Raw genomic sequence first — 19,706 nt, 5'->3', positions numbered from 1 at the left:
CCGAGCGCAACGTTTTGCAGGGCGATTTCCATGTCGAACCAAGAATGGCCAGATCGGCCACGTCAGCCCCCCGCCGCCATACCATCCCACATGTCCGGCTGTGTGACCCCCACGCCCGGCGTGCGCTTTACCGGCAGACCAACGGCTCCGCCCCACGATCACGCTGCGATCTTTGAGAAAAATGATCCGGTAGTTACCAAGATGTCACCAAATTTTCGCCCTGCCGTTAACTACATCAGGCAGGAACACCTTCATCCAACCGCTCTGAGTTGTGACAAGTGATTAAAGGAATTCCACTGATGATGTCCAAATTGACGCTGGTGTCAGCGACGTTGATGGCCACTGCATTTTCCGCACCTATGGCCGGCGCTGCTTCACTGTATAATACGCTGTCTGGCGAAGCGCCGGTTGTTGTTGCCCACCGTGGTGCCAGCGGCTATCTGCCCGAAGAAACCTTGGGCGGTTATGAGCTCGCGATGCAAATGGGCGCGGACTACATTGAGCCTGACATCCAGATGACCGCCGATGGCGCGCTGGTCGCAATGCACGACAGCACCCTGAGCCGCACCACCAATGTGGCCGCCATCTTTGAGGCCCGCAACGGCGGCTACAAAGTGTCTGACTTCACACTGGCAGAGATTAAATCCCTGACCGTGGTTCCGACCGGCGCACTGTCCTCGCCCGATTCCACCTACCCGGGCTTCACCCCCAGCATGACCGATGCCTACAAGGTCCCGACGCTGGGCGAAGTGCTTGACCTGCTCACCGAATATAATACCACCAATGGCACCGAGATTGGGATCTACCCGGAATCCAAGACGCCCTATAATTCGGCACAGAACCAGGCGATCGTCGCCACGCTGAAAGACAAGGGCTATGATGAGCCCTCCGACAAGGTCATCCTGCAATCCTTCGTGTTCAACTCCATCATCGAGATGGCCGAAGCAAGTGACGAACAGGGCGTAAGCGCAAGCTTCGCACAACTGGGCTCTGTGTACACGGTCGACGGTGAGTATGGCGTCTATGGGTCGGACGGCTTCAACACCCTGACCGATATTGCGGGCGTCGCTGATGGCGTCGGTGTCAGCTCTGGCGGCATTACTGAAGCTTTCATCACCGCCGCCCATGATCTGGGTCTGATTGTACACGCCTATACGTTCCGCCCGCTGAGCGAAGCGGCCGCGTTCGATATGATCCAGCCGATGCTCGACTGGGGGCTGGACGGGTTCTTTACCGACTATACCGATTTTGGTCGCCTTGTTGTCGACGCAAATGCCCCTGCCCCCGTGCCGCTTCCGGCAGCTCTGCCGTTGCTGATGGCCGGTTTGGGTGGTCTCGTCATGGTGCGCCGCCGCAAAGCCGCCTGATCATCTGAGCAGGAACCGTTGGGAGCAACTGGATGGTGCCCCCAACACCCAATTTCACCGTCCCGCGTCTTGGCTTCCGCGCTTGACGCAATGTTAAAAGCGCAGAAGGCTCGCCGTAACGATCGCCGTTATCGGTGCATGCCGCTCCGCCCAGCGGAGCGGCATGCACCGCTGGGCGGCCTCGTCCGACAGACCTATGCCTCCGGGCCATAATGAGCCCTCCCCCACGATTATGGAGCATTTTTGATGAATCACGTCGTCTTTTCAACCATTTTGATTGCAGCGGCGGCCGCAACACCCCTTGCGGCCCAAAACAGAATTGACGGGCAGTCGGCTGATGCACCCGAGTTGGCGGCCTATGGTGGCATGCCGGTGGGGGTACGCACTTTCGAGTTCGTGAATAAAGATCAGATCGACATGCTGGCCATTGATCCGTCAGCGCCGAAACCGGACGACTATCCGACCTATGATCGGTCCTTAGCGGTGGAAATGTGGTATCCTGCGGCCGAAGGCGCGACAGGCGACACGTCGTTCAACGCGTACCTGCGCGATGGCATCACCGAGGTCACCCTAGAGGGCCGGGCGATGCGCGATGCCGCTGCCGCCGAGACCTCGGCGCCGCTGCCGCTTGTTCTGTTGAGCCACGGATATCCCGGCAACCGGTTCTTAATGTCCCACTTGGCAGAAAACCTTGCCTCTAAGGGTTATGTGGTTGCCTCAATCGACCATACCGATTCCACCTACCGGACCCAAGGCAACTTCGCCTCGACCTTGGTCAACCGGTCGCTGGATCAACTGTTTGTTCTGGATGAGATGGCCCGGCTCAACAGTGACCATACCTCCGGCGTTGCCGGGATGATCGACACCAACAACACCGGCCTGATCGGCTATTCCATGGGCGGCTATGGCACGATCGTGACCGCAGGTGGCGGCGTGACTGAGGCGTCCACCGCTTATGCGCCGCATGATACGCTGGCGATCCATCAGCAGGGAAGCGACACCCACAACGCCCTTCCCGACGAGCGCATCAAGACGGCCATCGCCATCGGACCTTGGGGCATGAACGCGGGGTTCTGGGACGCCGACGGCTTGGCCGGGATCGACATTCCCATGCTGTTCATGGCCGGCTCTGCCGACCGCACGTCCGGCTATGAGAATGGCGTGCGTGCGATCTGGGAAGGGGCCACAAGCGTCGACCGCGCCTTGCTGACCTTTGACGGCGGCGGCCACAACACTGTTGCGCCGATCCCTGCACCGCTGGAAAGCTATACGGCGGGCGTATCGGGTCATTACACCGACGCTGTGTGGGATACGGTATTCATGAACAACGTCGGGCAACATTTCGCGACGGCATGGTTGGACGCCGAGTTGAAGGGCGACAACAGCAAGCAAGCTTACCTTGATTTGCTGGGCATCGGCAGCGATGGTGTCTGGTCGAAGAACCCAGACGGGTCGTTCAACGACGACCACACCTATTGGACCGGGTTCCAGCAAGGAACGGCGAATGGCCTGCGTTACGAGGTCCTGTCGGCCGCGCCAGCACCGGTTCCCCTGCCCGCCTCACTTTGGCTGCTGGGCATGGCTGTGGGAGGTCTGGGCGTCATGCGCCGCCGCCGCGCCTAACGCACCTATCCGCCGCCGCACTCTTGCGGGGCGATCCGCCCGACAACGCCTCTAGGATGTCGCGCGGATCGCCGAATGTAAACGACCCGCCCCGCTGCTCTGGCCGTCCAGTTTCGGACATCTGGCCATTTGTTGCCAAGGGGCGGGTCGTTTTTTGCTACATAATTCGGTGTCTATTGGTAACATTCCCTTGCCGGAAAACCGTGCAATGATCAAGAATGCACGCGGGCGTCCCACCGGGTAGCCCGCAATTCTGGGAGGAAGAAGATGATCAATATGAAAACCGCGTTGCGCGGGTGTGTCGTGGCATCGACGCTGATTGCGGCACCCTTTACCGCGTCAGCGCAGGAATTCATCAACGTGCTGACGGGTGGCACGTCCGGCGTGTATTACCCGCTGGGTGCAGGTCTTGCCAATATTTATGGCGAACAGATCGACGGCGTTCGGACCCAGGTGCAGTCGACCAAGGCCAGTGTTGAAAACCTGAACTTACTGCAAGACGGTCGCGGCGAGTTGGGCTTTGCCCTTGGGGATTCGGTGGCGGCGGCTTGGGCTGGTGATGCCGATGCGGGCTTTCCACAAAAGCTGGACAAGTTGCGCGGCATCGCGGCGATTTATCCCAACTATATTCAGATCGTTGCCAGTGGCGAAAGCGGCATCACGGACTTTGCCGGTCTCGCAGACAAAAGCCTGTCTGTCGGCGCTCCGGCCTCGGGCACAGAGTTGAACGCCCGCGCCATTTTCGGTGCGCTCGACATGAGCTATGACGATCTGGGCAAAGTGGAATACCTGCCCTTCGCTGAATCGGTCGAGTTGATCAAAAACCGTCAGCTGGATGCCACCTTGCAATCCTCGGGCCTTGGGGTCGCATCGATCCGCGATCTGGCGTCTTCGCTGCCGATCACCGTCGTCGCCGTGCCCGCATCGGTCGCTGAAACACTGGGCGCACCTTACGTCGCGGCCACGATTCCAGCCGGAACCTATGACGGTCAAACCGAAGATGTGGCGACGGTTTCGATTTCAAACTTCTTGGTCACCAACGAAGATGTCAGTGACGACATCGCCTATGCAATGACCAAGCAACTGTTTGAGAACCTCGACACGCTGGCCGCATCCCATCAGGCTGCCAAGCAGATCGACATCGCCAATGCGATTGCCGGCATGCCGATCCCGCTGCACCCCGGTGCCGAGCGTTATTACCGCGAACAAGGTCTGATCAAGTAGGCCTAGGCCCACTTGTCGATAACGGCGCGCCCCGGTGGTGCGCCGTTCATTTCTATCAGCCCTCTTAAAGGTAAGTCCGATGTCCAATACCGTTTCGCCCCCAGATCCGCTGGAGGGGCATGAGGTGTCCTTTGGCCTCGACGCGATGGGTCGCCTGCTCTTCTGGATCGCCATCGTTTTCTCGATTTTTCAGATCGTCACAGCAGCCCATATCGTCGATCTACCCAGCCAAATCACCCGCGCCTTTCACGTCGGCTTTCTGACATTGCTGGCATTTCCGCTGATCGCTTATGGGCGCGGAGTGTCGTTGCCGCTGCGGACATTGGCTTGGGGGTTTGCCGCCGCAGGTGTGGCGGTGGCGTTCTATCAATGGTGGGAATACCAGCCGCTGATCTTGCGGGCCGGTCGGCCGCTGACCCAAGACATCATCATGGGCGTGATTGCACTGATCGTCGTGTTCTCGGCCGCGTGGACGATGATGGGCTTTGCCTTGCCGCTGATTGCGGGGCTGTTTTTGGGTTATTGCCTGTTTGGCGAGTACCTGCCGTCGCCGCTGAACCATCGCGGCTACAGCTTTAGCCAAGTCATCGACCACATGGCCTATGGCACCGAGGGCATCTACGGCATTCCGACTTACGTCTCATCGACTTACATCTTCCTGTTCATCCTGTTCGGGTCGTTCTTGGAACGCGCCGGCATGATCCGCCTGTTCACCGATGTCGCCATGGGCATGTTCGGCCATAAACAAGGCGGGGCGGCCAAGGTCGCGGTGGTCTCTTCAGGCTTGATGGGCACCATTTCTGGGTCTGGCGTGGCCAATGTTGTCACCACCGGTCAATTCACCATCCCGCTGATGAAGAAATTCGGCTACCGGCCCGCCTTTGCTGGCGGCGTCGAGGCGACGGCATCCATGGGCGGGCAGATCATGCCGCCGGTGATGGGCGCTGTGGCCTTCATCATGGCCGAGACATTGGACGTTCCTTACGTTGAAGTTGTCAAAGCCGCACTGATCCCGGCGATCTTGTATTTCGCATCCGCCTTCTGGATGGTCCATCTTGAGGCCGGGCGCTATGGCCTGCGCGGCCTGAACAAGGCGGATTTGCCGTCAGCGCGCGACGCGATCAAAAAGAACTGGATGTTGCTGGTGCCACTTGGGGTGCTGGTCTACCTGCTGTTCGGTGGCTACACGCCGCTGTTTGCTGGCACCATCGGTCTTGGACTGACGGTCCTGCTGATCCTTGGCGGATCGGTGGTCCTGAACCTGCCTGCGGGGACAATGCGCGTCATCTTCTGGATGTGTCTTGGTCTTGTGGCGGCCGGATTCTTGCAATTTGGCATCAACGTGCTGATTGCGGCGCTGGCGGCACTGATCCTGTGGTGCGCCATCTCGAAAGGGGGCCGGGAGACCCTACTCCTGTGCCGGGATTCGCTAGCAGAAGGCGCGAAAACGGCGCTGCCGGTGGGTGTTGCCTGTGCGCTGGTCGGCATCATTATCGGCACTATGACCCTCACTGGTGCGGCCAACACGTTCGGCCAGTTCATCGTTGCGGTCGGTCAGAATAGCCTGCTGCTTAGCCTGATCCTGACGATGTTCACCTGTATCCTGCTGGGCATGGGGATCCCGACGATTCCGAACTACATCATCACGTCGTCGATCGCCGGTCCGGCGCTGCTGGCGCTTGGGGTGCCGTTGATCGTCAGCCACATGTTCGTGTTCTATTTTGGGATCCTCGCGGATCTCACGCCCCCGGTCGCGCTGGCCTGCTTTGCCGCCGCGCCCATTGCCAAGGAAAGCGGGCTGAAGATCAGTCTCGAGGCCATCAAAGTCGCCGCAGCGGGGTTCGTTATTCCGTTCATGGCGGTGTATACCCCGGCGTTGATGCTGCAAGCGGGCGGTCCCTTGGCCGAGGCGATCGGCTATTGGCCTGCGGTCGCCTATATCGTGTTCAAGACCTTGGTCTGTATCGGCATGTGGGGCGCGGCCGTGATCGGCTGGTTGGGTCACCCGCTGGGCTGGCCGTTGCGGGTCCTTGGGGTCATTGCTGCAATCACCTTGATCGCCGCCCTGCCATGGACCGATGAGATCGGCTTCGCACTGGCCGCGGTGTTTGTTGGGGCAGTGTTCTTGACCCGGCCCCGCGTCACGGCATGAGTGCCTGCCTCGCGGTCGGTGCAGTGGTACTGCAACTGGCCGCGGGCGGGTTCACTTTACACTGGACCCACTCGGTCGAACGGGTCGTGTGGGAAGAAGACTGGCGCGTCACACCCACCGCGTTGACACTGCTTCGATCCCGGATCAAAGGCTCTGGCGCCGGAATGGAGCCGGGGCCAGACGCCATCTGGCAAGACGGCTGGTGGGTGTCGCCAGGGCACCTCAGCGTGCCCGCACTGACCCTTGCGGCCTCAGGGGCGACCGGCCAGGGCTGGACGCTCTGCGCCGATGGGGTTTGCCGGGATATCGGCACGGACGCGGGAAAGCCGATCACATTGGCCCCTGCCCCCTGTGACATGGCGCCTGTCCACCGGGACGAGATCATGCAAAACTGACCGCCATGATCCGTGCCCTTCAGACCCGCACCTCCCCTGTCGTGTTGTGCTTCGCAGTGTTGGTTGCTGCGGGCGCGGGCTTCGGGGCGTATGGCGTTGCAATCGGCCGCATTGCCGACCGTTTAGACCAATCCCTGACCCTGACGCGTCGGTCCATCGAGACCGAAATCGACCGCTTTCGCTATCTGCCGGAAGTGGCCGAACAGGACATCCGGATCCGGCAGGCAATCATGGACCCGCAAAGCGCCCCATTGATCGCCGCAGCCAATCGCTATCTTGAAGGGGTCGCCGGAGCATCAGCCGCAGATCAACTCTATCTTCTGGATCAGTCCGGCATCGCCATTGCCGCAAGCAACTGGAACACCCCGGACAGTTTTGTCGGCAGCGACTATAGTTTCAGGCCCTATTTCACAGATGCGGTGGCCACAGGAATGGGTCGGTTTTATGCGATCGGCGTCACCACCGGCAGGCCGGGGTATTTTCTGTCGAGCCGCGTGGATTTCGCCGACGGCACCATGGCGGTGCTTGTCGTCAAAATCGATCTGGCACCGTTGCAGGCCGCATGGCGTCAGGCCGCTGTCGATACGGCCATCGCCGACGCAGATGGGATCGTGTTCCTGTCTGGCCAGCCGGACTGGCTCTATCAGCCGCTATTTAAGCTTGGGCCTGCAGCACGCGCACGGATCGCCGAGACCCGCCGCTACGATGGCGCCGATCTTGACGCCGCAATGCCGTTGGTAACGGTCGATCCGGCAAAACTGGACGACGGCCGTCCGGTGGACGTCATGGGTCGCCCGCTTCTGGTCCGGCGCGTCGCAATGGCCCCGGAAGATTGGCAAGTGATTTTGGCCAGCCCGGTAGCGGGGGCGTGGCGCACAGCGCTGGCCGTGGCGGCGATCTTCGGGCTGACGACCATTGTTTCTGCGCTGTTCATGCAGACGCTGTTTCAGCGGCGACGGCTGGTCGACATGCGATTGCGGCAAGGCCAGTTGCTAGAGCAGCGGGTCGCACAGCGCACGCGCGAGCTTGCCGCCGAGATTGAAACCCGGATCGCCGCCGAGACCGAGTTGAAAGGCGCACAGGACGCGCTGATCCATGCCGAGAAAATGGCCGCCCTTGGCCGCATGTCCGCCGCCATTGTCCACGAGATCAGCCAACCCTTAGCGGCAATGGAGGCAACATTGGCCGCGGCCACCATTGGCGCCACCAAGCCCGACCCTGCCACCTTGAAACGCATCGACGCGGCACGCGGTCATATCCGGCGGATGTTGCGGACCATCAAGCACCTGAAAAGCTTTAGCCGTAAAGACACCGGCACGCTCTCCCCCGTTGACATGGATCGGGCAATCGAAAACGCCGTTGACCTTGTCCGCCACCGCGCCGAGGCCATTGGGGTTGCGTTGACCCAGCAATCTGACGGCACCGCGCCCCCGGTGATGGGCGGTCTGGTGCGTCTCGAACAGGTTCTGGTCAACCTGTTGCTCAACGCGCTTGATGCCGTCGTGGCCAAACCCGATGGCCGGGTCACAATTTCCCGCAAAGTGACGCCTGACGCTGTGATCGTCTGCGTCACCGATAATGGTGTCGGGCTCGATCCTGTGGCGCTCGCCAAAATCGGCGAACCCTTCTTCAGCCACAAGCAACAAGGCGAGGGCCTAGGTCTCGGCGTGTCGATCAGCCAGTCCATCGTCGAGGATTTTCACGGCAGCCTGACCTATGCATCGACACCCGGCGCAGGGACATGCGCAATCCTGTCGATGCCCCATGCCAGCCACAGCAACAGGGCCACCGCAGCATGACCTCCGCCAACATCTGGATCGTCGATGATGACGCCGATCATCGCGACAGCCTGTGCGATCTCATTTCCGCCGCCGGGCACACGGCCACCGGTCTGCCCGGCGGCATCGCGGCCCGGGATGCCATCGCCACAGATGTTCCGGACTTGATCCTGTCAGACCTGCGGATGCCCGGTCTTGACGGAATGGGCTTACTTGAAGCGGTCCGCGCCGCAGGCATCGATGTGCCTGTTGTCCTGCTAACCGGTCATGGCGACGTTGGTCAGGCGGTTCGGGCCATCCAGCAAGGCGCGCAGGATTTCCTCGAAAAGCCCTATGATGCCGATCACCTGTTGACCGTCGTAGATCGCACCCTTGCCGCCGGGCGCCTGCATGCCGAGAATAAGAGGCTGCGGCAGCGCCTGAAGGACAAAGAGGCGCAACTGGTCGGTGACACGAAGGTAATGGCGGCCATTCGCCTGCAACTTTCCGAGATCGCAGCGCTTCCGGTTGATGTGATCCTGCTGGGCGAAACCGGAACTGGCAAAGATCTGGCCGCGCGCAGTTTGCATGCACTGTCAGGCCGCGCCGGGCCGATTAGCACGATCAATTGCGCCGCACTTCCCGACAGCGGGTTCGGTGCCGACCTGTTTGGGCGTGTCGATGGGTCGGGTCAGTTGCACCAAGGGCGTGTCGGTATGGCCGAGGGTGGCACCTTGTTCCTTGATCAGATCGACGAGATGCCTTTGGATCTGCAACCCTTGTTGTTGCGGCTCCTGCAGTCCCGGCAGATCGAACCGCTTGGCGCGCAGCACCCACTGGAGGTCGATTTACGGATCGTCGCCTCTGCCAGCGAAGACCTGCGCGGCTTGATCGCGAAAGGCACGTTTCGGCAGGATCTATATTATCGTCTGGCCGGGGTCGAGATTTCGCTGCCTCCACTGCGCCAGATCGCCCCGGACATTCCGGTATTATATGCGCATTTCCTGACCGAAGCGGCCGCCCGCCATGGCGTGCCTGTGCCGCGTGTGGACTTTGCCGATCGCAAGGCGCTGCAAAATCATCACTGGCCCGGCAATGCCCACGAATTGCGGCAAACCGCATGGCGGAAGGTTCTCGGTCTGGCTGGTGCACTCACCGAAACGAATGCGCCGCAGGGCAATTTGAAGGACAGAGTCGCGCGGTTCGAGGCTATGGAAATTGAACGGGTCCTCGAACAATGCCGCGGGAACACCGCCCGGGCCGCCGCGCAGCTTGGCATCCCGCGCCGGACGCTCAGCGCAAAGATCAACCGGCAAGGCATCAAGTCGTAATTTCGGACTCGCGTCCGCTTGGATCAAGGCAGCGAGCGACGAATGTCCTGCAATGCCCGGATGGGAAAGCCGAGCGCACACCTTGAGTGTCTAAGGTTATCCCTCAGCGCCAGATGGTGACAGCACAACAACGCGCTGAACTTTTGGCGACACTTTTGACACGGCTCGGGACAACCGGTCCAACGCGTGGATCGTTAGATATTGGGCGTGAAAAGCGGTCGGTGCCTGCAACAGTAAAACATCCATCCGCAACTCACGTCGGCGCAGCGCTGTTAGCCAACTGGCGTGAAAAGCCGGATCTTCGCGCGCCAGTATGCCTTGCGCCTGGTCCCATTCCGTCTCGCCGTCAATTGACAGGGTCGGCCCCGGAAAAGCAATCACTGTAGGGCGTGGCTCTGGCAGAACCTGACCGGTCAGACGCTGTGTGAAATCCGGTCCGACATTGTCCCAGCTTTCCCGGGTGTCACGCAGTATTATGGCCCAGTCGATGCTATAGGTTGTTACCCTGCCCCGTGCGGCTGGCCGCTTGACGGTGACCCAGTCCAGGTCCTTCAGCTTCGCCAGTTCACGCTTGACGGTCCGTTCGTTGACTTGCCACAGCCGCGCGATTTCTGTTCTGCCAATCGACAGTTCATCGCGTTGCCAGTTATAACGGGCGGTGACGAGGGTAATAAACCGCAGAACCAGTTTATGTTGGAACTTGCTACCAGCACAGGCATAGGCACCCAGAGCGGTGAGCATATCATACTTCTTAGAGGCAGCCCCCTGCCCTAAGGGTCGTGTAGCTAACATCGGCCCGCTCCTGTGACTGCCTGTGGGCTTTTGCCCTTATTCGTCCGACTCAGTTGCAGGACGCTTTTGGTAGTGTGCTTGGATTTAACGTCCGTTCCCCTGATCTGTCAACTGCGTTGGCATCGCGTTCGGATCTATCGCCCTAATTCGTAATTGATTTTGGTATCTAAGGTAATGGGGGCCTGCTTGGCTGTCCCCCTATTTGACGTTTTTGTCCCCCTATTCAGGGAGGAAGACTGGATCCCGCCCCCCCTTTTGGCACGGTACTGCTTCGTATGGCGTCGCGACCGGCGCTGCCTACGATTCGCGTAAAGGTCCTTGTTTACGATTGAAAATGGCACCGAGACGATTTTCGCTTGTTCCAGCATATTCCCTTTTGATTAATTTTTCTAATAGGCGTATTTCATGAACAGAGCAGAAATAGCGTCTTGTGAGGCCCCATGTATACCTATGAAGATCTCCACGTTCTTCAGTCGCAATCCCTGAAGATGCAGGGCTGGATTCGGAAGCAGACATTTTCTCCCGAGTTAGAGAAGACCCTGCGCCGCTTTTCGTCTTGGGAAGTGTCCGAGCTGATCTTTCAAGTGAACCAGTCGACGTTCCGCGGCAGGCTTGCCGCGGATCCGTCTCTGCCAGCCGGTGAGGTCGAAGAGGATGGGCGGCAGCGTTGGTTCTCTCTCGAAGAGATCAATGAGTTGCGCCGGCGGATGAAAATCAACCGGAAGACCCTTCTGCCCCGGCGTCCAGCGGGCAAGCGCGCAATCCGGGCGGCGATTGCGAATTTCAAAGGCGGAGCGGGCAAGTCTACGGTGGCGTTGCACTTTGCCCATGCGGCGGCGTTGGACGGGTATCGGGTACTGTGTGTCGACTTCGATCCGCAAGCCACTCTCAGTCACTCTATGGGATTGTCGGACGTGTCCGAGGACCACACGGTTTGGGGCATCATGGCGAGAGACCTGATCCGTGAGACTGATAGAATGAACGCCATGCCCAGCGGAGCGGCGTCCGGCGCATCGGTGCCGCAACGCCGCCTGCCCGCTTCGGTGCGCGATATGGGCCTCGAAGAGTTGCGGGTGTCGGACTTCATTCAAAATACCTCGTGGCCGACCATCGATCTGATCCCGTCCTGTGCAAACGCTGCCTTCGTTGAGTTTGCCTCGGCGCAGTACCGCCACCTCAATCCAGACTGGTCGTTCTTCGCGGCGGTCGCCCGCTATCTCGATGCCATTCCCGATGACAGCTACGACATGATCATTTTCGATTGTCCACCGGCCATTGGCTATCAGTCCATGAACGCCGTGTTCGCGGCCGATGTCCTCTATATCCCGTCCGGGCCTGGCTACTGGGAGTATGACAGCACCACCAGCTTCATCGGCCAGTTGAGCGAAGCCTTAGAGGATCTCAATGCTGGGTTCCGGGATGTGGCGTTCCCCGCGGGGAACCACGGGCGGCCGAAGGCGTTTCTTGACGTGCGGTTTCTGCTGACGCGATTTGAGCCGGGCAATGACCTTCATCGGGCGATGTATGATGCCTTTGGTAAGGTCTTCGGCGAGCGGCTTGCCGAGCATCCGATTGAACTGACCCGGGCGGTTGAGCAGTCTGGCCGCTTCCTGAGTTCGGTCTATGAAATTGATTACCGTAATATGACCCGGGAAACATGGCGGCGTGCTCGGGCCACCTTTGACAGGGCTTACGGTGAATTTCGCGACAACCTGATCGCCGCATGGGATGATATGGAGGACAAGGCATGAGCCGTAAGCGCAGAATGTTCGACATCGACATGCCAGAAGAAACGCCGGTGTCCGGCGATGACGCGCCGCGCATTTCCAGTGTTGGGGATCGGCGGGGGCCGATGGCCAGCGCGGTGCGCGAGAATGTCGACTCCTTGCGGGATCGGGCAGAGCGCGAGCAGGCCATACGGGCCGAGAACGACGCCCTCGCCCATGAATTTGTCGCGCTTAAAGCGCAGGGCTTGGTTCTTCAGCGCCTGCCGTTGGCAGAGGTGCATGCTGCAAAGTTGACCCGTGACCGCCGTGAGGTTGATATTGATGACCTGCAAGAGCTGAAAGACAGCATCAACGAAATCGGCTTGTCCAATCCAATTCAAGTAGAGGTGGCAGGCGATGGGTATGAATTGGTGCAAGGTGCGCGGCGTTTGTCGGCGTTCCGGGCCTTGTTTCAAGAGACCGGTGATGAGCGCTTTGCCTCTATTCCCGCAGTGGTTTTGGAAGCTGGAGAAACTCTTGATGCCCTCTACCGGCGGATGGTGGACGAGAACCTGATCCGGACGGATATTTCCTTTGCTGAAATGGCCGCGCTGGCCAGATCATATGCGGACGATCCAGCGACCACGGTGGCGACGGTGGATGAGGCGGTTCAGGTCTTGTATCGTTCTGCTGCAAAACAGAAACGCAGTTATATCCGGGCTTTCGCGCAGTTGTTGCAAGTCCTCGAGCCGCATCTGAGTTTTCCCCAAGCGATTCCACGCGCGTTGGGGTTGGCCGTCCGCAAGCGAATTGAAGATGAGCCGGACAGCGTCGCACTGTTGTTGCGCCGGCTTCGTTCCGCCACGATTCGAACCGCAGAGGATGAGCTGGTTCTGCTGCGTGCATTTACGGGTGAGGGGCCAGCGGCGTCGGCGGGGTCGAAAAATAGCGTGCCGGTCGGTTCCGCTAAGCCAGCACGAAGGGCACGGACAACCTTTCAAATCCGCAGTGCGCAGGGTGACGTGCGGTGTACCGCGTCGCAGGGGCGGATCGAGTTGAAGCTCGACACGGATTTCACCGCAATGGATCGCCGGAAACTGGAAGAAGCAGTGCGTCAGTTCTTGGGATCTTTGGAAGGGCAGGGGGGCGGGTGAGCCGTGCGTTCCCCGCGGGGAACGCACGCGCAGAGAGTTCAAATTTTTGTCGTTACGTCCGGTGAGCGGTTCAAATTGTATCGTGGTTGGCCTCGTGAGGCGGCCGCCATCCGGTTGCTTAAAAGGCGGGTTACGTGACCTGCAGTATCGCGCGGCCAGATGAACGGGATGAAGGCAGCCGCAGGCGGTCTGGAAGCCAAAGGTATGGTGTCGTCATGCTTGTCCGAAATGGTCAGGCATACTCAACTGAGGCCGTAAGTGCCTCTGTTCTTCCGTCAACTCCGGCGGCTCTACTGGTGACAAGTGCGGCTGACCCTGCACTCTCGAATTTGCCGTTGAGCTGGTCGGCGCCTGAAAGTTTCTGAAGCACGGTTGGAGGTTTGGCAATCCGGCCGACTGAATTTTGAAGGTAATCGGGCCCTTAAGCGCCAATTGGCGCTACCGTGTACGTGGGGTTCGATTCAATAAAGTTGGGGACATGGGCGGACTAGCTAAGTGATGGTCATAAGTGGGATGAAATGATTATTGAGATGATTTTATGTTGTACTATAATGGTTAATGTTTCAGTTTGCCTAGGCTACACACGGGACTCGGTTGCAACGTATTCGCAGTACTTGTTGCATTTCCTAAGGACTTCACAGAAGTGCCTCGGGCTCTAGATACGCTTTGACTGGTTGACCGAGACGCCTTGGAAGCCCCTCTGTCGGTCTTTGTCAGGCACACAGGCGTCTCTCACTTATTCACTCAGAGGCCACGGCCCTTTCGAGGAGATCCCGATCTCTGACCAACGGTGCAGATTGACCGATTGCGGGCTCTGTGTGTCCTTGACGGCAATCAGCGTTCTGTCCAAGTCATGCAGCGACGACTTCCCGAATGTCTGCTTTATCCGACGCAAGGGGACACCAAGTGAAAAGTTTGCAACACAACGACCCCTGAATTTCCTATGCGTTGTTAAACATAGGAACATCGAAACCTGCCTTAGGGCGATCTGAGGGACACACTCCAATGGCGAAGATTGCGACATCCCGCGTCGATAAACTGTTGTCGTCCATGGGCTATGGCTCACGCAACGACGTGGCGCGATTGGCCAGGGCTGGCGGTATCACTCTGGACGATGTCGATCTTCTGGATGTGACCAAACGCATTTCTGTAACGCCGGATTTGCCGACCCGAATGGAGATCGACGGCGAGGCGCTTGATCCCGTCGCGGGAATGGTTGTTCTTTTGAACAAGCCTTTGGGGATGACCTGTTCACATAAAGAGCATGGCGCGGTGGTGTATGATATTCTGCCCGCACGTTGGAAGCGGCGCAACCCGGCGCTGTCGACCATTGGTCGATTGGACAAGCAGACGTCCGGATTGCTGTTACTGACCGATGATGGCGACCTGCTGCATCGGGTCATCAGCCCCAAGCGCCATGTCAAAAAGGTCTATCGCGCCAAGCTGGCCCGCCCGCTTCAGGGCACCGAAGGCGACTTGTTTGCCTCGGGCCATTTGATGCTGGAGGGCGAAGATAAGCCGCTGGCGCCTGCCGAGTTGCAGGTCATCTCGGGAACCGAAGCTCGGCTGAGTGTCACCGAGGGCCGATACCATCAGGTGCGGCGCATGTTTGCGGCCATTGGCAACCACGTCTTGGAACTGCACCGGGAACGTCTGGGCGGACTGTGCCTGCCTGATGCCATGGCACCCGGCGCGTGGAAGCTGTTGGGTGAAAAGGAGATCGCGTCTATTTTTCAATAGTTTGGGGTCGCGATCTTAACAGATGCGAAAGTTTGAGGGCCACTTGCCTTGGCCGATTTCCTCGGGCGGACCGCCCCCGGCGTGACCTAATTGTTGCGGACTTTCAGGCATTGCGGCACAACAAAATGTCCATGCTTGGAATAGGGCAGGGCCGCATCGACCCCTTTATCCAAACCGTCAGCGCCCCAAAAGGCTGGCGTCCGCGACAGGATAGACTGAATCGGTCGGTTCCCGAATAAACGGTTCTGGGTGGATGGGCATGCTTGGTGTGACGATGTCGTCGACATGGGGCGCGCGCGTTCGCAGCCTTGGTTTCGCTTGGCCCGATGTGGTCTGACACGCTCGATCCGGGCTATGCATTCCATTCGGCTGAAGTCTTCCGCCGCCGAGTGTCGGCATCCCTCAAAGCGACCGTCGTGGTGGTTGTCGAGATGGCGGTTTCAGGTGTTTAAGGCTGGCCATGTCGACCTGACTGTGAACTGCTGGAAAGACGGCTCGCTTTAAAACTGGTAGAGCCTTGGCAGACAAGATGACCAGCACGAGGTGTCCCAAGTGACCACAACATTCGGCAATACAGATCTGAAGACCAGCCCGCTCGTCTATGGCTGCATGGGCGGCGCTGGTGCGTTCGGTAAGCAGGAAGAACAGGATTCCATCGAGGCCCTGCGAGAGGCCTTCAATTGTGGCATCAACTTCTTCGATACCGCCGAAGCGTATGGCAGCGGCTATTCAGAGCAACTGTTGAAGCGCGCCTTGGGGAACAAACGGTCCGAGATGGTCATTTCGTCGAAAGTGGCCAGAGACAATCTTGCGCCGGCAGACATCATCACGGCCTGCGACCGTAGCCTTCGGAATCTAGGCACTGATGTCATCGACATCTACATGCTGCATTGGCCGAACCGCGATGTGCCCTTGGCCGAAAGCATCGGCGCACTAAAGACGCTGAAGGACGCGGGCAAGATCCGGTGGTACGGCGTGTCGAACTTTGGCCGTCATGACATCGACGAAGCGACCGACCTTGGCGAAATATCGGTCAACCAGCTTCCCTACCATCTGTTCTTCCGCGCCATCGAATTCGAGGTGCTGCCGAAATGCGAAGCGGCGGGCGTGCCGATCATGTGCTACTCGTCGTTGATGCAGGGGCTGCTGGCCGGGAAATACAAATCTCTTGCCGAGTTTCCGGTCAACCGCGCCCGGACGAGGATGTTCGACCACCGAAAATGGGCCGAGGCGACCCATACCGAAGAAGGGGCCGAAGCAGCGGGTCAAACCCTGCTGGATGAGTTGTGGGCGCTGGTTGATCAAACCGGACTGAGCATGGAAGACTTGGCAATCGGCTGGTTGAAGTCGCGCCCGGCGGTTGGGGGCGTAATCGTCGGCACCCGTAATGGTGCGCAAAGCCGGGCCCTGAAAAAGCTAATGGATGTGTCGCTTGACCCCTCGGTGCTTGAGGCGCTGACGGCGGCGTCGGAACTGCTTAAAGTGGAACTTGGCTGTGATATCGATATGTGGGGTAAGAACAGAACCCGCTAATCGATCAGGCTAAGGGGCAGGTCGTCGGCAGACCCACGCAAGGTCAGGGAACGCCAACGGCCCCTCTGCATCGGTCAGGCCGAAGGAAAGCAGGAACTGTGAAACCTTGGCGATTCCGCCGCCATTGGCCAGACACTTAGCCAGTGGCGGCATGAGCAGCGCTTAAGACGGCGCACCCGTCCTTGCCGATCAACTTTCCCGCCTGTGGCCGGTTCAGCCACGGGCGGGGATGGCTGCGCCTTATGTGTCGGATCGCGCGCGGATCGCGGTCAGCCAGCCGAGGGTCGCGTCGGTATCGCCTCCGGGCTTGTATTCGGCCCCAAGCGGTGTGGGCCAACCCATGTCCCGGACGATGTCGAAGATGTGGGTATAGTTGACCTCACCATGGTCAGGGGCGGCGCGATCGGGGACACTTGCGAACTGGATGTGGCCGATGATCGGTTGCAAGTCCAACAGACGGTGGGTGAGGTCGCCCTCCATCAGTTGCACATGGTAGCAGTCGAACATCAGCTTCAGGTTCTGCGTGCCCACTTCGGCAATGATTTGGCGGGCTTGCGCCGTGGTGGTCAAGAAGTAGCCCGGCGCGTCGTAACGGTTGAGAGGTTCGATCAGGATGGTGATGCCGTGCGGTGCCGCCGCTGCGCAGGCATAGGCGAGGTTCGACAGGAAGGTGGCGTGCGCGTCGTCACCAGTGGCGAAACCGGCCATGACATGGATATTTGGCGCCCCGATGGCCACGGCATAGGCGATCGACTGGTCGATGGCTGCACGGGCGTCGGCGTCGCGGCCCGGCAGCGCCGAGAGGCCGTTCTCACCCGCCCGAAGGATGCCGCGACTGGTGTTGAGGCCCAGCATGGTCAAACCGGTCTCTGCCAGCGCGGCCTGGACGTCGGCGGCAGGGACATCATAGGGCCAATGGCATTCGACCGCGTCAAATCCCGCAGCCTTTGCCGCGCGGATCGCGTCGGGTAGCGGCCGGTCGGCCCAAAGAAAGCCGAGGTTGGCTGAGAATTTCATGCGCTCCACTCCACGTTGAATTTGGTGACCAGCGCCTGCACCTGCGTGTCGCTCAGACCGCGCGGATGGCGGCCTTGGGTGAGCAGGGTCAGCCGCGCCGTATCTTCTAACTCTTCGATGGCATTACAGGCAGCTTCGATATCCTTGCCCGCCACGACGGGCCCGTGATTGGCCAGCATGACCGCGCTGCGCTTGCCAGCCAGACCGCGTACCGCCTCCCCCATGGCCGGATCCCCGGGCATGAAATAGGGCAGCAGCTTGACGCGCCCCAGCTTCATGATGCCGTAAGGGGTCAGCGGCGGCAGGAAATTGTCTGGGTCGATGTCCGGCAGCATCGACAGTGCCACCGAATGGCACGAATGCAAGTGAACCACCGCCCCAGCCGTCGACCGCGTGTCGTAGAAGGCGGAATGCAGCGGCATCTCTTTGGTCGGTTTATCGCCGCTGATCAGGATGCCAGCGGAGTCAAACCGGCTTAACCGGCCGGGGTCGAGGCGGCCGAAACTGGTGCCAGTGGGGCTGACCAGTAATCCGCCATCGGCGGTCCGGGCCGAGATGTTGCCAGTCGACCCGCCGGTCAGGCCGCGGTCGAACATGGATTTGGCCAGCAGACAGATCTGCTCGCGCAGGGCGCTGTCAGTCATGCGGTCTCCAGTGCCGCCAAGGCCCCGGCAAAGAAGTTTTTCGCGCCGAAATTGCCGGATTTCAGTGTGATCGCGATGCGTTGGCCTGCGCTGTCCGCAAAGCACCACGGCACGCCGGGGGCGATTTCCTTGCCGACGTCGAGGCGGGTCACGGCCAGCGCTTGGGTAACGGAACCAGAGGTTTCGCCCCCGGCCACAACAAAGCGGCGGGCGCCTTGGTCGCGGGCGGCGACGGCCAGTTTGGCAAGGGCCTGCTCGACGATCTCGCCAGCGCGCGCTGTGCCCAACTGGTCCTGCGCCGCCCGCACTGCTGCGGGTTCGGCTGTGGCATAGAGCAGGGGCGCGTTGGCCAGATCTTGGGCCGCCAGCCAGTCGAGCGCGGCCTGAACGCCGCCACGATCCAACGTGAGCGGGTCAAGCTGGTAGGCTGGCTTGCCGCGGTCCGTGTAATCGGCCACTTGCGCCCGCGTCATCGCCGAGCAACTGCCGGACAGCACGACCGCCGTCGCATCAAGCGTCGGGATTTCCGTGCCGGTGGCTTCTGGGCTGAGGGTGCCATCGGCCAGCCACAATGCCGGAAGCGGCGCAGCGACGGCACTGCCGCCGGTCATCAGCGTCATGTCGCGGCACGCTTGCGCGATTGTCGTCAGATCCTCGTCGGCCACTGCGTCAACGATGACATGGACGATGCCCTCAGCTGCCAGCCGGTCCAACTCGGTTTTCAGCGCGTCCGGGCCCTTGGCCACGGTCAACCGGTCGGCAAGGCCCACCGGATGGGTCACCTGCGGTTCCAGCAGCCGCATGAGGTTCGAGTCGCGCATCGGGGTCAGCGGATGGTCCTGCATCGGGCTTTCCGCCAATGGCTGACGTCCGACAAAGAGATTGCCCATAAAGATGGCGCGGCCATTTTCGGGGAAGGCTGGGCAGTAGATCGTCTGGGTCGTGCCAAGTGCGGCCATCAGCGCTTCTGAGACCGGGCCAATATTGCCGTCGGCCGTCGAATCGAAGGTCGAGCAATACTTCCAGAAGAACCGCTGTGCGCCGGCAGCCTGCAACCATGCAAGCGCCGCTTGGGTTTCCGCAACCGCGTCCACCACCGGGGCTGTCCGGCATTTAAGGGCGATGACCTCGACCGCCGCGGTGTCTGAGGGGGGGCTGTCCGGCACCCCCATTCGCAGGCTCACTTTCACGCCCGATCGTGCCAGCATTCCAGCAAGATCGGTGGCGCCGGTGAAATCATCCGCAATGCAACCCAGTACTGTCGTCATGTC

Annotated in this window: 15 protein-coding genes; 11 read left to right on the top strand and 4 right to left on the bottom strand. The window is 60.1% G+C overall.

Annotated features, from left to right (window positions below):
* The first annotated feature begins 299 nt into the window (after nt 1-299).
* The 7 genes from BV911_RS19960 (at nt 300) to BV911_RS05475 (ending at nt 9,849) form a co-directional block, all read left to right on the top strand.
* A complete protein-coding gene (locus tag BV911_RS19960; protein WP_086052648.1) occupies nt 300-1,367 on the top strand; it encodes a glycerophosphodiester phosphodiesterase family protein in 1,068 nt (355 codons plus the stop codon).
* Nucleotides 1,368-1,613: 246 nt separating this feature from the next.
* Entirely contained in the window at nt 1,614-2,990 is a 1,377-nt protein-coding gene (locus tag BV911_RS05500; protein WP_086052589.1) for a VPLPA-CTERM sorting domain-containing protein, read from the top strand.
* A 276-nt stretch (nt 2,991-3,266) separates the two neighbouring features.
* On the top strand, nt 3,267-4,214 hold the full coding sequence (locus BV911_RS05495; RefSeq protein ID WP_240512159.1) for a TAXI family TRAP transporter solute-binding subunit: 948 nt from the start codon (nt 3,267-3,269) through the stop codon (nt 4,212-4,214).
* 79 nt (nt 4,215-4,293) lie between these two features.
* Nucleotides 4,294-6,366, top strand: coding sequence for a TRAP transporter permease (locus BV911_RS05490; protein ID WP_086052587.1), 2,073 nt, complete (start codon nt 4,294-4,296; stop codon nt 6,364-6,366).
* Nucleotides 6,363-6,761, top strand: coding sequence for a DUF1850 domain-containing protein (locus BV911_RS05485; RefSeq protein ID WP_086052586.1), 399 nt, complete (start codon nt 6,363-6,365; stop codon nt 6,759-6,761). The genes BV911_RS05490 and BV911_RS05485 overlap by 4 nt, the downstream gene beginning before the upstream one ends.
* Nucleotides 6,762-6,766: 5 nt before the next feature.
* Entirely contained in the window at nt 6,767-8,560 is a 1,794-nt protein-coding gene (locus BV911_RS05480) for an ATP-binding protein (protein WP_086052585.1), read from the top strand.
* Nucleotides 8,557-9,849: a sigma-54 dependent transcriptional regulator gene (locus tag BV911_RS05475; RefSeq protein WP_086052584.1), complete on the top strand. Its 1,293-nt coding sequence runs from the start codon at nt 8,557-8,559 to the stop codon at nt 9,847-9,849. Before BV911_RS05480 ends, BV911_RS05475 begins: the two co-directional genes overlap by 4 nt.
* A 96-nt stretch (nt 9,850-9,945) precedes the next feature.
* On the opposite strand, the gene BV911_RS05470 is transcribed toward BV911_RS05475, so the two are convergent.
* Entirely contained in the window at nt 9,946-10,641 is a 696-nt protein-coding gene (locus BV911_RS05470; protein WP_205963804.1) for a hypothetical protein, read from the bottom strand.
* Nucleotides 10,642-11,081: 440 nt separating this feature from the next.
* On the opposite strand from BV911_RS05470, the gene BV911_RS05465 reads away from it, so the two are divergent.
* The 4 genes from BV911_RS05465 to BV911_RS05450 all read left to right on the top strand — a co-directional run bounded on the left by BV911_RS05465 (nt 11,082) and on the right by BV911_RS05450 (nt 16,774).
* Nucleotides 11,082-12,392, top strand: a complete 1,311-nt coding sequence (locus tag BV911_RS05465) for an AAA family ATPase (RefSeq protein WP_086052583.1) — start codon at nt 11,082-11,084, stop codon at nt 12,390-12,392.
* On the top strand, nt 12,389-13,501 hold the full coding sequence (locus BV911_RS05460) for a ParB N-terminal domain-containing protein (RefSeq protein WP_086052582.1): 1,113 nt from the start codon (nt 12,389-12,391) through the stop codon (nt 13,499-13,501). Before BV911_RS05465 ends, BV911_RS05460 begins: the two co-directional genes overlap by 4 nt.
* Before the next feature lie 1,005 nt (nt 13,502-14,506).
* A complete protein-coding gene (locus BV911_RS05455) occupies nt 14,507-15,241 on the top strand; it encodes a pseudouridine synthase (protein WP_086052581.1) in 735 nt (244 codons plus the stop codon).
* 552 nt (nt 15,242-15,793) lie between these two features.
* Complete coding sequence (locus BV911_RS05450) at nt 15,794-16,774, top strand: aldo/keto reductase (protein ID WP_086052580.1); 981 nt, start codon at nt 15,794-15,796, stop codon at nt 16,772-16,774.
* A gap of 240 nt (nt 16,775-17,014) precedes the next feature.
* Here BV911_RS05450 and BV911_RS05445 read toward each other — a convergent pair whose 3' ends face one another.
* From BV911_RS05445 to otnK, 3 genes are read right to left on the bottom strand one after another with little or no spacing between them, the layout of a single operon-like run.
* Entirely contained in the window at nt 17,015-17,791 is a 777-nt protein-coding gene (locus BV911_RS05445) for a hydroxypyruvate isomerase family protein (protein WP_086052579.1), read from the bottom strand.
* The gene (locus BV911_RS05440; protein WP_086052578.1) at nt 17,788-18,435 is read right to left on the bottom strand and encodes an aldolase; all 648 of its coding nucleotides are present in this window, start codon (nt 18,433-18,435) and stop codon (nt 17,788-17,790) included. The genes BV911_RS05445 and BV911_RS05440 overlap by 4 nt, the downstream gene beginning before the upstream one ends.
* Nucleotides 18,432-19,703: a 3-oxo-tetronate kinase gene (otnK, locus tag BV911_RS05435; RefSeq protein WP_086052577.1), complete on the bottom strand. Its 1,272-nt coding sequence runs from the start codon at nt 19,701-19,703 to the stop codon at nt 18,432-18,434. Before otnK ends, BV911_RS05440 begins: the two co-directional genes overlap by 4 nt.
* Between the last annotated feature and the right edge of the window lie 3 nt (nt 19,704-19,706).

This window comes from Pseudoruegeria sp. SK021, assembly GCF_002119405.1.
GTDB lineage: Bacteria > Pseudomonadota > Alphaproteobacteria > Rhodobacterales > Rhodobacteraceae > Meridianimarinicoccus.
Note: the sequence above shows the minus strand (reverse complement) of the source record. Positions and strands in the feature narration are given on the sequence as shown.